General features: G+C 62.8%; 11 protein-coding genes. 5 read left to right on the top strand and 6 right to left on the bottom strand.

Annotated features, from left to right (window positions below):
• Positions 1-310 precede the first annotated feature (310 nt).
• Both TZ03_RS07830 and TZ03_RS07835 read left to right on the top strand, forming a co-directional pair.
• On the top strand, positions 311-940 hold the full coding sequence (locus TZ03_RS07830; RefSeq protein WP_051096777.1) for a riboflavin synthase: 630 nt from the start codon (positions 311-313) through the stop codon (positions 938-940).
• A 9-nt stretch (positions 941-949) separates the two neighbouring features.
• Positions 950-1651 carry a YoaK family protein gene (locus TZ03_RS07835; RefSeq protein WP_051096779.1) on the top strand — a complete coding sequence of 234 codons (702 nt, stop codon included), beginning with the start codon at positions 950-952 and terminating at the stop codon, positions 1649-1651.
• On the opposite strand, the gene proP is transcribed toward TZ03_RS07835, so the two are convergent.
• From proP to glaH, 6 genes are all read right to left on the bottom strand, one after another.
• Positions 1652-3154, bottom strand: coding sequence for a glycine betaine/L-proline transporter ProP (proP, locus tag TZ03_RS07840; protein WP_051096781.1), 1503 nt, complete (start codon positions 3152-3154; stop codon positions 1652-1654).
• 174 nt (positions 3155-3328) lie between these two features.
• Complete coding sequence (hemB, locus tag TZ03_RS07845) at positions 3329-4303, bottom strand: porphobilinogen synthase (RefSeq protein ID WP_051096783.1); 975 nt, start codon at positions 4301-4303, stop codon at positions 3329-3331.
• A gap of 408 nt (positions 4304-4711) precedes the next feature.
• On the bottom strand, positions 4712-5605 hold the full coding sequence (locus TZ03_RS07850; protein WP_051096785.1) for a PA4780 family RIO1-like protein kinase: 894 nt from the start codon (positions 5603-5605) through the stop codon (positions 4712-4714).
• Positions 5606-5708: 103 nt separating this feature from the next.
• A complete protein-coding gene (gene gabP, locus TZ03_RS07855; RefSeq protein ID WP_051096787.1) occupies positions 5709-7100 on the bottom strand; it encodes a GABA permease in 1392 nt (463 codons plus the stop codon).
• A 139-nt stretch (positions 7101-7239) separates the two neighbouring features.
• A complete protein-coding gene (gene lhgO / locus TZ03_RS07860) occupies positions 7240-8490 on the bottom strand; it encodes an L-2-hydroxyglutarate oxidase (RefSeq protein ID WP_051096790.1) in 1251 nt (416 codons plus the stop codon).
• A 114-nt stretch (positions 8491-8604) separates the two neighbouring features.
• Positions 8605-9582, bottom strand: a complete 978-nt coding sequence (glaH, locus tag TZ03_RS07865; protein WP_051096792.1) for a glutarate dioxygenase GlaH — start codon at positions 9580-9582, stop codon at positions 8605-8607.
• Between the two features lie 195 nt (positions 9583-9777).
• Between glaH and csiR the strand changes: the two genes are divergently transcribed.
• The 3 genes from csiR to TZ03_RS07880 all read left to right on the top strand — a co-directional run bounded on the left by csiR (position 9778) and on the right by TZ03_RS07880 (position 12732).
• Positions 9778-10473 (top strand): DNA-binding transcriptional regulator CsiR, encoded by a 696-nt coding sequence (gene csiR / locus TZ03_RS07870; RefSeq protein WP_051096794.1) that lies wholly within the window; start codon positions 9778-9780, stop codon positions 10471-10473.
• Between the two features lie 209 nt (positions 10474-10682).
• Positions 10683-11363, top strand: a complete 681-nt coding sequence (locus tag TZ03_RS07875; RefSeq protein WP_025338946.1) for a response regulator transcription factor — start codon at positions 10683-10685, stop codon at positions 11361-11363.
• Complete coding sequence (locus tag TZ03_RS07880) at positions 11341-12732, top strand: sensor histidine kinase (RefSeq protein ID WP_051096797.1); 1392 nt, start codon at positions 11341-11343, stop codon at positions 12730-12732. The genes TZ03_RS07875 and TZ03_RS07880 overlap by 23 nt, the downstream gene beginning before the upstream one ends.
• Positions 12733-12829: the final 97 nt, after the last annotated feature.

The following is a 12829-nucleotide window of genomic DNA, read 5'->3' on the forward strand; positions in this document are numbered from 1 at the left end:
TACAGGACCCAGGCGGCAGCTTAAACTGTCCAACTTTTTGGGGGCAGTCCATCCTGTGGGAGCAACTGTCTTGTATTGACTGGACTGGCCTCATCGCCGGCAAGCCACAGGTACCGCGCAAAATTCAGGAATTGCGCGATCCCTGTGGGAGCTGGCTTGCCGGCGATGGGCTGCGCAGCAGCCCCATGGCGCTAACTGACTGGCATCAGGGCTTGCCCGTGTCATCCACCGCGAAGAGGCCGGTCTTGCTTTTGCCGCTCCACGGGCATAGCGTTCGGGAGTTTTCTTTTCTGTGCCCAGGAGCAACTCCATGTACACCGGCATCGTCCAGGCCGTCCGCCCTCTGCTTGATGTGGCTACCTACCCGGGCCACAACCAGTTCACCATCGACCTCACCCCGGAACTGCTCGACGAGTTGAAGATCGGCGCCAGCGTCAGTGTCGAAGGTACCTGCCTGTCGGTCACCGAAATCGACGGTACCCAGGTCAGGTTCGACGCCATGACCGCCACCCTCGAACGCACCAACCTGCGTTTCTTCAAGGCCGGCCAGGGCGTCAACATCGAGCGTTCGGCAAAGATGAACGCCGAAGTCGGCGGCCACCTGATGGCCGGCCACATCGCCACCACCGCCGAGATCGTCGAACTGTCGATCAAGAAAACCGGCGCGTTCATCAGGTTCCGCATGCCACCGGAGTGGGGCAAGTACGTGTTCCCGCGCGGCTTCATCGGGGTCAATGGCTGCAGCCTGACCGTCGCCGATGTCGAGGACAATGTCGTCACCATCAACCTGATCCCGGAAACCCTGCGCCAGACCACCTTCGCCCACTACAAGGCCGGCGATTTGCTCAACATCGAAGTCGACCACCAGACCATGGTGCTGGTCGATGTGGTGGAGCGCACCATCAAAGGTACCCTGGCCCGCGAAAAACTGCTGCCCTGAGGCCCGCCCATGCTGCCCAACGCTCTCCCCGCACGCACGGCCAGGCGGCTGCGCCTGCAAATTCTGCGTGGCCGTGTCGGCCTCGGCCTGGTCGCCGGCCTGTCGGTACTGGCTGGCATGACCGATGCCATCGGCCTGCTGGCGCTGGGCGACTTCGTGTCGTTCATGAGCGGCAACACCACGCGCCTGGCCGTAGCCATCAGTGAAGCGGACCTGGCCCTGGTGCTGCGCCTGAGTGGCGCGGTGCTGGGCTTCGTGGCCGGCAACGCCCTAGGCGTGCTCCTGGCGCGCGGCTTCCGCCGCCGCGCCTGGCCTGTACTGCTGGTAGTCGCGGCACTGTTGGCCTTCGCCGCGACGTGGCCCCTGGCAGTCACCTTCCCGGCACTACTGGCCACCACCCTGGCCATGGGCATGATCAATGCCGTGGTGGAACAAGTGAACGGCCTGCCCATCGGCCTGACCTACGTCACCGGCGCCTTGTCGCGCTTCGGCCGTGGCCTGGGGCGCTGGCTGCTGGGTGAGCGGCGCAATGGCTGGCGGGTTCAGCTGGTGCCCTGGGCCGGCATGCTGCTGGGGGCTGCCTTGGGTGCCTGGCTGCAGCAACACCTGGGCCTGCAGGCACTGGCCGGCAGTTGCGCGCTGGCCTGCGTACTGGCCCTGGTGTCGCGGTTCATCCCGCTGTCCTGGCAGCGTGGCTACATGCCGCGCTGATCACTCGATGCGTGGGTGCTGCTGCACCAACAGCTTGCGCTTGGCCTCCAGCTCGGCGATCTGCGCATCGATGTCCTCGATCTTCTGCTCGATGTTGTCGTGGTGCTCTTGCAGCAGTTCACGTGCTTCCTCGATGTCCGACGCCGCCGGTGCCGCGCCGCGCAGCGGCTTGTTGGCGGTTTCCTTCATGGTCAGGCCGGTGACCAGGCCAACGGCGGCGATCACCATCAGGTAATACGCCGGCATGTACAGGTTGCCGGTGCTTTCCACCAGCCAGGCGGCGATGGTTGGGGTAAGGCCGGCGATCAGCACCGAAATATTGAATGCGCTGGCCAGGGCGCTGTAGCGGATGTGCGTGGGAAACATCGCTGGCAGCGTCGAGGCCATCACGCCGATGAAGAAGTTCAGCAGTACGGCGATGATCAACAGCCCGGCGAAGATCACCACCAGCACGCCACTGTTGATCAGCATGAACGCCGGGATGGCCAATGCGAACAGCCCGACGCTGCCGGCGATGATGAACGGCCGGCGGCCGAACTTGTCGCTGAGCAGCCCGATCATCGGTTGCACGAACAGCATGCCGACCATGATGGCGATGATGATCAACACACCATGGTCTTCGCTGTAATGCAGATTGTGCGACAGGTAACTGGGCATGTAGGTGAGCAGCATGTAGTAGGTGACGTTGGTGGCGATCACCACGCCGACGCAGGTCACCAGGCTGCGCCAGTGCTGGGTGGCGACCTCCCTGAACGACACCTTGGGCCCCGAGGCCAGGCCTTCGCGATCGCCCTGCTCCAGCTTTTCGACGTGCTGCTGGAACGCCGGGGTTTCCTCGAGCGCGTGGCGCAGGTAGAGGCCGATGATGCCTAGCGGCAAGGCGAGGAAGAATGGCAGGCGCCAACCCCAGTCAAGAAACTTCTCCTCACCGAGCAGGGTGGAAATCAGCACCACCACACCGGCGCCAAGGACAAAGCCGGCGATCGAGCCGAAGTCCAGCCAACTGCCAAGAAAACCACGCTTGCGGTCGGGCGCATATTCGGCGACGAAGATCGAGGCGCCGGTGTACTCGCCGCCCACCGAGAAGCCTTGAGCCATCTTGGCCAACAGCAACAGGATCGGTGCCCAGATGCCGATGCTGGCATAGGACGGTATCAGGCCGATGGCGAAGGTGCTGAGCGACATGATCACGATGGTCGCGGCAAGAATTTTCTGCCGCCCGAAGCGGTCGCCCAAGGCGCCGAAGAACAGCCCGCCCAACGGGCGGATCAGGAACGGTACCGAGAAGGTGGCCAGCGCCGCGATCATCTGCACGCCAGGGTCCGCATTGGGGAAGAACACCTTGCCCAAGGCGTAGGCGACGAAGCCGTACACGCCGAAGTCGAACCACTCCATGGCGTTGCCCAGCGCAGCAGCGGTGATCGCTTTGCGCATCTTGGCGTCGTCGACGATGGTGATGTCCTGCAGGCCGATTGGCTGGACGCTTTTCTTGCGAGATTTCATACCCGTTTCCCTGTCGATGAATGCTCTAAGGGATCAGATACAACGGGACACTAAATAATTCAGCGCTTACTGATTTTTTGTGCTTGGGCAAACGGCGCAACGCCGCCCTCACAGGTTGGCACTGTACCTGTGGGGCTTGCCGGCGATGCGCCGCGATAGCAGCGCCCTTTGAAATCAGATGCCTTCGCGGGCCAAGTCCATGGCGAAGTAGGTCAGGATCAGGTCGGCACCGGCACGCTTGATCGCACCAATGCTCTCGCGCACCACCCGGCCTTCGTCGATGGCGCCAGCCAGGCCGCCGAACTTGATCATCGCGTACTCGCCACTCACCTGGTACGCGGCCAGCGGCAGGCGCGACGCAGCGCGGATGTCGGCGATCACGTCGAGGTAGGCACCGGCCGGCTTGACCATCAGTACATCTGCCCCTTCCTGCTCGTCAAGCAGCGACTCGCGCACGGCTTCGCGGCGGTTCATCGGGTTCATCTGGTAGCTTTTGCGGTCGCCCTTCAACGCGGTACCACCGGCTTCACGGAACGGGCCATACAGCGAAGAGGCGAACTTGGTGGAATAAGCCATGATCGCGGTGTCGTGGAAACCGGCAGCATCGAGCGCGCTGCGGATGGCCTGAACCTGGCCGTCCATCGCCGCCGACGGGGCGATGAAATCGGCACCGGCGGCCGCGGCGATGACCGCCTGCTTGCCCAGGTTGGCCAGGGTGGCATCGTTGTCCACGCCATGGTCGTGCAGCACCCCGCAGTGGCCATGGCTGGTGTATTCGCAGAAGCAGGTGTCGGACATCACCACCATTTCCGGCACGGTGTCCTTGCAGATGCGCGACATGCGTGCGACCAGGCCGTTTTCGTTCCAGGTGTCGCTACCGGTGGCGTCCAAGTTGTGCGACACACCGAAGGTCATCACCGACTTGATACCGGCACGGGCATAGCGCTCGATTTCCTGTGCCAGCAGCTTCTCGGGAATGCGGTTGACCCCCGGCATGCTGGTGATCGGCACGAAGTCATCGATGCCCTCTTCGACGAAGATCGGCAGGATCAGGTCTTCAAGGCGGAACTCGGTTTCCTGGAAGATCGTGCGCAGGGACTCGTTCTGGCGCAGGCGGCGGGGACGAACGGACGGAAATTGGTTGGACATGACAGCTCCAGGGAATTTGAACGGCGTATACCTTATGCCTGTCGCGCGCCAGTGGAAAGGCCAAATGACGAGATAATGTCTTGCGTCAATGGCAATGGCTGTTCTGGGGTCTGATTATCCTGTGCCGGCCTCTTCGCGGGTAAACCCGCTCCCACAGGGATCGCGCAACACGCTGCAACTCTGGGAGCAATTGGGCTGGCCTCATCGCCGGCAAGCCAGCTCCCACCTCGACCGCATTCGCCTCAGGCCCTGTGCAGTCCCTGTGCAGTCCCTGTGGGAGCCGGCTTGCCGGCGATGAGGCCAGTGCAGGCAATACAAGACAGTTGCTCCCAACAGCTCAGCTCGCAGGTGCTGTGCGTTACCTGTGGGAGCGGGTTTACCCGCGAAGAGGCCAGTACAGGCAATACATCACTGCAACCAGGGCGGCGTCGGCTCCTCTGTCCTGGCCGGCCCATGCTCGGCCTCGGCCCGCGCAGCACGCCGGCGCGTATCATCCAGCCGCGCCGCATCGATTTCACGCAGCACCCCAGCCACATCGGCGTCATGCTCGTCATCCTCGAACAGCCCGGTCAACGGGCTGTCCGGGCGCAGCTCGCCCGCCTCGTACAGCGCCCACATCTCCTGCGCATAGCGGGTACTTTTCAGTTCCGGCGCAAAACGCCCGAAATAATGGGCCATGTTGGCCACATCACGTTGCAGCATGCTGAAAGCGTGGTTGTTGGCCGCCGCATCCACCGCTTGCGGCAAGTCGATGATCACCGGCCCGTCAGGGCCAAGCAGCACGTTGAACTCGGACAGGTCGCCATGCACCAGCCCGGCACACAGCATCAGCACGATCTGGCGAATGACGAAGGCATGGAACGCGCGGGCATCCTCGGCTTCGAGGTGCACGTCGTTCAGGCGCGGGGCCGCATCGCCGTCGGCATCGGTCACCAGCTCCATCAACAGCACACCGTCCTGGAAGTCGTAGGGCCTGGGCACCCGCACACCGGCGCCAGCCAGGCGGAACAGTGCCGCCACTTCGGCGTTCTGCCAGGCATCTTCGGCTTCTTTACGGCCGTACTTGCTGCCCTTGGACATGGCCCGGGCCTGACGGCTGTTGCGCACCTTGCGGCCTTCCTGGTACTCGGCAGCCTGGCGGAAACTACGCTTGTTGGCTTCTTTATAGACCTTGGCGCAGCGTACCTGGCTACCGCAGCGCACCACATACACGGCGGCTTCCTTGCCACTCATCAACGGCCGCAGTACTTCGTCGACCAGGCCGTCCTCGATCAGGGGTTCGATTCTTTTGGGTGTCTTCATCAGGCTGCGTTCAGGGTCCTGGCTATGTTGGCGGACATCCTCTCACAGCCTGATGCGACTTGCTTGCCTGTCTGCACTGGCCCACTCGCCGACAAGCCGTGTTTCAGGCGCCCTGCCCTGCACCGCTCACTGCCAACCCACGCGCTCGGCGCCTAGTGACCAGCAGGCCGGAACATACCACCAGCACCGCCAGCACCATGGTCGATACCACTTCAATCTGGTGATCCGGACGGAACAGCATCAGCACCAGCACTCCACTGATGAACAGGATCACGCCCCAGGTCAGCCACGGGAACAGCCACATGCGGTAGCCCAGGCTCTTGCCTTGCGCGGTCAGGCGCTGGCGCAAGCGCAATTGGGAAACGGCGATCACCAGGTAAACCAGCAAGGCAATCGCACCCGAACTGGCCATGAGAAAACCGAACACCTTGGCCGGCACCAGGTAGTTGGCGATCACCGCCAGGAACGCAGCCCCAGTGGACAGCAACACCGCCACCACCGGCGTACCACTGCGGCTGGTCACCTGGGCACAGGCCGGGGCATCACCGCGACGGCTCAGCGAATAGACCATGCGCGAGGCCGTGTACAGCGACGAGTTGAGGCAACTGGTCACCGAAGTCAGTACCACGAAGTCGATGATCGCCTTGGCATTTGGCACGCCGAGGGTGTCCAGCACGGTGACGTAGGAGCCCTCGGTAGCCAGGCGCGGGTCAGTCCACGGCACCAGTGCGATGACGATGAAGATCGACAGGATATAGAACAGGGTGATCCGCCAGATCACCGAGTTGGTAGCCTTGGAAATATGCTTGCCCGCTTGGTCGGACTCAGCAGCCGCGATAGTCACCACCTCTGCGCCAAGGAACGAGAACATGGTGATCAGCATGGCACTGAGCACCGCGCCAAAGCCGTTGGGCATGAAGCCGCCGGTATCCCACAGGCGCGAAACACCGCTGACACCGGAACCAGGCAACAGGCCGAAAATGGCGCAAACGCCAAGCGCGATGAAGCTGACGATGGCCACCACCTTGACCAGGGCCAGCCAGAACTCGAACTCGCCGTAGTTCTTTACGCTGAACAGGTTGGTGGCGGTCAGCAGCAAGGTGATCACCAGCGACAACACCCAGATCTCCAGCTGCGGCACCCAGGAATTGATGATGGTTGCGGCGATATTGGCCTCGATCGGGATGATCAGCACCCAGAACCACCAGTACAGCCAGCCGATGGTGTAGCCGGCCCATTTGCCGATGGCAAGGTCGGCATAGGTGGAGAACGAACCGGTATCCGGCGAAGCAACGGCCATTTCCGCCAGCATGCGCATTACCAGCACGACCAGGCCGCCCGCCAGGATATAGGCCAGGATAGTGGCCGGCCCGGCTTCGGCGATGGCGCGACCAGAGCCGACGAACAGGCCGGCGCCGATCACACCGGCAATGGACAGCATGGTCACATGCCGGGATTTCAATCCATGACTCAAATTGTTCTTGTGGGTTTGCATGGCACTACCTTGTTGTTTTTGTCATGCCCGCGGGCTGCACGTCACCGACGCAGGCGCGAAAAAGCCCGCCCTGCCCTAGATGGTGAGTAGGGCAGTTCGGGTTGAGTAAAGCGAGACCGCAGAGAGTGTTACAGGCGGGTCAACTGGCCGCCCGCTGATTGGCAGCACGATCGGCCTTGGGGAAGCTGCCCCCTTGCAGGCTGACCTGCTCACGCACTTTGTCGACGATGTACGCGCCGATCGGGATGGCCGAGGTGGCCGCCGGCGACGGCGCGTTGCACACGTTGACGCTGCGCGCGGTGTTGACGAACAGGAAGTCGTCGATCAGCTTGCCGTCGCGCGATACGGCCTGGGCCCGCACGCCGGCCGGGTAAGGCGTGAGGTCGGCCTTGGTGATGCTCGGGCAGTACTTCTGCACCTGCTTGAGGTAACCGCCCTTGAACAGCGAGTTCTTCATCTCGATCAGGCCCGGGCGCAAGTTCTTCGCCAGCACCTTGAGGATGCCGGGGGTGGTCAGGGTCTGCAGCAGGTCACTGGCGCTGACGTCGGTCTTGCGGTAGCCCTCGCGCTTCATCGCCAGCACGGCGTTGGGGCCGACGGTGACAGTACCGTCGATCATGCGGGTCAGGTGCACGCCCAGGAATGGCATGGACGGGTCGGGAATCGGATAGATCAGGTGGTTGACGATCTGGTTGTGCTGCTTGGGCAGCAGGTAGTACTCGCCACGGAACGGGCAGATGACGAACTCGGTGCGCAGGCCGAGCATGCTGACCACGCGGTCGGCCATGAGGCCCGAGCAGGTCACCAGGAAACGGCTGCGGAACTCATCGCCGTGAGTGCGCACGATCACTTCGCTGGCCTGTTCCTGCAGGCCGACCACCTCGGCGCCATAGCGGATTTCGCCGCCGGCACGCTGGAATTCGGCGCCCATGGCCGCGGTGACTTCGGCGTAATTGACGATGCCACTGGAGGGCACGAAGATGCCACCCATGCCAACGATATTGGGCTCACGTTCGCGCAGTTCAGCCGCCGACAGCCAGTAGCGCTCCAGGCCATTGGCCGCAGTGCGCTCCCACAGCGCCTTCATGCGCTGCATTTCCAGATCGTTGGTGGCCACCAGCAGCTTGCCGCACTCATCGAAGCGGATGCCCTGCTGGGTGCAGAAGGCCTTGGTGGCCTTGTTGCCCTCCAGGCAGAAGCGCGCCTTGAGGCTGCCGGGGGTGTAATACACGCCGGCGTGGATCACGCCGCTGTTGTGGCCGGTCTGGTGGCGGGCCGGGCCGGATTCCTTCTCCAGCAGGAGAATCTTCGCCTCCGGGTAGACCTTGATCAGGTGCATGGCCGTGGACATGCCCACAATGCCACCGCCAATAATGATGAAATCGTACACAGCCTTACCTCACACGCAGGCATTGCCTGGCTGGCTCACCAAGGCCCGCGCGGGCCCTGGTGGCATCGTTTTGTGCAAAGACGCGTGGGCGGACGTGCGCCCCGCGCCCTGTCATCATTGACCGCGCTGGTACAGCGGTTTGGGGAAGGCGACATAACCACGCTGACGCATCAGTTCGCGGCGCAGGCCCTCGTGCGGGGTGAAACGGTCGCGGCCATGCAGCCAGAACAGGTTGTTGATCAGCAGGAAGCTGCCCACCCCCACCGGTACCGAAAGCTTCTTGTCGCTGCCTTCCAGCGATTCGGACAAGGCGTTCAGCCAGATACCTTCCTCGTAGTTTTCCGGCTGCACGAACTGGTCAATGTAGCGCATGGTCGGGCGGCCTTCAGCATCGGTGTCGAACACCGAGTGGAACACATCCTCGGAAACCTTCTTGCTCGGCGGCGCGGTCCAGCGCATTTCGCGGCGGGCCATCGGCTGGCGGAAGAACTCGTCGCACTGCTCCCAGTCGTCCAGGTGCAGCAGCAGGGAGTTACCGCCTTCCATGTTCTTCTCGTCGATCTTCAGCATCAGCACGTAGTCGGTGATCTGGTTCACGAAAGTGCCGTCGTTGTGCAGTTCCATGACCCGGTGCGGCTGGCGCAGGTAGCTGTCGGAGTTGTCGGTGTTGACCACCACGAAGCGCGCATAGAACTGGCCGCTCATGGCGTCGTAGTTGGAGCGGCCGATCAGGTGCGCGCAGGCGGTGGTGAACTTGACCATGTCCTCGGCCTGGCTCACGTCATCCAGGCCCAGCGGGGTGATCAGCATGCCGCCGCTGGCGCGGTCGAGGATGGTGTTGAGCAATACCGGGCGCAGGGTGCCCTGGCACAGGTCGTCCAGGATCTCGCCAACACGGAAACGCAGGAACGACTTGTACTCCAGCGCCTGCACCGGCCACTGGGCGACAGCCTGGACGAACGCTTCGACGGTTTCCCGGGCGAAGGTCAGTTCAAGCAGGCGCGGCGACTGTTTCGAAGGGGCGATGGTGTAACCACGCGGCTCGAGCGGCAGTGGCATCACAAGTTCGTCGATCTGCGTAAAAGCGTTCATGGCAGTGTCCTGGCAAAAGAGGTGGATGGCGCCGCCCACTCATGACCTGAAGCAGTGCGGGCGAAGTAAAAATATCGCCACTCAAACAAAATGTCTACATTTTTGTAGTTCGACGATATTAGTTTGTTTTGTCCATTGTTTTTCGTCGACAGCCGGTTTCGGTATGATCGACAAAACGGTTTGAGGAACAGGATCTTGGAAGCGCTCGCCCCCCGACAAAATTCAGCATTCAGCGGGTATGAGAGGCTCAAGAAGGACATCATCCGTGGCATGTTCAAGCCCGGCGAAAAGCTTTTGATGAGCACCCTGAAGGAGCGCTACGATCTGGGCGTGGGCCCGCTGCGCGAAGCGCTGTCGCAACTGGTAGCCGAGCACCTGGTCAACGTGATCAGCCAGAAAGGCTACCGCGTGGCGCCTATGTCGCTGGAGGAGATGAACGACATCTACGATGCCCGCGCCAATTTGGAGGCAATGATCATCGCCCTGGCCATCGAACGTGGCGACGACGCCTGGGAGGCCTCGGTGCTGGCCCACTCGCATACCCTGGCCAAGGTGGTGGAGGTGAAAACCCGCGAACAGCGCCTGGACGTGTGGGACGAACGGCACAAGGCGTTCCACACCGCAATTGCCTCGGGCTGCGGCTCCAAGCACCTGCTGCAGGCGCGCACCTACCTGTTCGACCAGGCCGAACGCTACCGGCACCTGTGGCTGACGCAGACGGTGTTTTCCGAGCAGGCCCTGGAGCTCAAGCGCCAGGAGCATGCGGCGCTGGTCGAGGTGATCCTCGCCCGCGATGCCAAGCGCGCCAGCGCCATGATGCGCTCGCACCTGATGACCCCGGTGCCGATCATTGCGCAGATCATGCATGCAGAAGGGATTGGCGCCCGCTGAGCCACTGCATTTGCCTGTCAGGGCCCTATCGCCGGCAAGCCGGCTCCCACAGGTACTGCGCTGCCCTCGGGGCCTGCAGGTCACTGTGGGAGCCGGCTTGCCGGCGATAGGGCCCTGACAGGCAAAACACCCTAGATGAATTTTTCTTAAATCGCCGGTTGTCTATTCTTTGGCACAATCGAATCTCCATTAGATGCCCAGGAACCAGCATGCCTCGCGTACTGACCATCGAAGACGATGCCGTCACCGGCCAGGAAATCGTCGCCGAACTTACCAGCCACGGCCTGGAGGTGGATTGGGCCGACAATGGCCGTGAAGGCCTGGCCAAGGCCATTGCCGGCGGCTACGACCTGATCACCCTGGACCGCATGCTGCCCGAGGTCGACGGGCTGACCATCGTCACCACCCTGCGCAGCCTCAAGATCGCCACGCCGATCCTGATGATCAGCGCCCTCTCCGACGTCGACGAGCGGGTGCGCGGCCTGCGTGCCGGGGGTGACGACTACCTGACCAAGCCGTTCGCTTCCGACGAGATGGCCGCACGGGTCGAAGTATTGCTGCGCCGCAACAGCGTGCCCATGACCCAGACCCGCCTGCAGGTCGCCGACCTGCAACTGGACCTGATCAGCCACGAGGCGCGCCGCGGCGAGCAAACCCTCAACCTGCTGCCCACCGAGTACAAGCTGCTGGAGTACCTGATGCGTCACAGCGGCCAGGTGATCACGCGGATGATGATTTTCGAGGAAGTCTGGGGCTACCACTTCGACCCGGGGACCAACCTGATCGACGTGCACATCGGCCGCCTGCGCAAGAAAATCGACTCTCCCGGCCAGTCGCCGCTGATCCGTACGGTACGGGGCTCCGGCTATGCCATTGCTGAACCCGTCTAAGGGCTGGAGCTCCTCGACCAGCCGCCTGCTGGCACTGTACAGTTTCCTGTTCGTAGCCTGGAGCAGCATCCTCATGGGGGTGCTGTACTTCGAGGTGTCCAGCTACCTGAACAAACTCACCCGCCATTCCATGCTGCAGCGCCAGCACCTGTTCGCGCACATGAGCGGCAAACAACTGGATGACGCCCTGATTGCCAGCCAGGCCTTCGAAGAACGCAGTTTCGACGCCTATGGCCTGTTCGACGCCCAGCTCAATCCGCTGAGCGGCAGCGTCCGCGCCCTACCCCCGGAGCTACGGCTGGACGGCAAGATCCATGAACTGAAACGCTGCCTGGATGCCGACGACCCACGCATGCCCCGCAACAGCTGCGATGCGGTGGCGATCAAGGTGCAGGATGGCCGCTGGCTGGTGCTGTTCCGCGATAACGGCTCACTGTTCGTGGTGACCCGGATCATTCTCGATGCCTTGCTCTGGGGTATTTCCTTGACGCTGATCCCGGGTTTTGCCGGCTGGTACCTGCTGCGCCGCCGGCCGCTCAAGCGCATCCGTGCTATCCAGGCCCAGGCCGAGCTGATCGTCGCCGGCGACCTGACCCACCGCCTGCCGCTATCGGCCCGGCGTGACGAGCTGGACATGCTGGCGGCCATCGTCAATGCCATGCTCGACCGCATCGAGCGGCTGATGCACGAGGTCAAGGGCGTGTGCGACAACATTGCCCACGACCTGCGCACCCCACTGACCCGCCTGCGCGCCCAGCTCTACCGGATTCGCCAGCAAAGCGACGTCGACTCGGCTCAGGCCGAGGCGCTTGACCAGGCCATTGGCGAGACCGACACCCTGATGGCACGTTTTCGCGGGTTGTTGCGCATCAGCGAGCTGGAAGACCGCCAGCGCCGTGCCGGCTTCGTCCAACTAGACCCGCATGACCTGCTGGTAGAGTTGCACGACTTCTACCTGCCGCTGGCCGAAGACGGCGGCATTCACCTGGAGCTGCGGCAGCCAGCGCAACTGTCGGCATTGCATGGTGACCGCGAGCTGCTATTCGAGGCGCTGGCCAACTTGGTGGGCAACGCTATCAAGTTCACCCCCGAGGGTGGCCAGGTTCGGATTACCGCGACACAGGGCGACAATGGCCTGCATGTAGCAGTCGAGGACAGCGGGCCGGGCATTCCGGAAGAGGAACGTGTCGCAGTGCTGAAGCGGTTCTACCGCAGCGATGAAGGGCACCGCCATGCGGGGTTCGGGCTGGGGTTGTCGATCGTAGCGGCGATCGTCGACCTGCATGGATTCGGGCTGGAGATTGGCGAGAGCGAGTTGGGTGGGGCCAGGCTGGTGTTGCACTGTCCATTGACCGGGCCGGCCAAGTAAATTTGGGGCTGCTTTGCAGCCCAATCGCCGGCAAGCCAGCTCCCACAGGTACATCACAAGGCTCGAAAGCTGCGATGTCCTTGTGGGAGCAACTGTC

The sequence above is a fragment of the Pseudomonas sp. 10-1B genome (assembly GCF_000935045.1).
In the GTDB taxonomy this organism is placed as follows: Bacteria; Pseudomonadota; Gammaproteobacteria; order Pseudomonadales; family Pseudomonadaceae; genus Aquipseudomonas.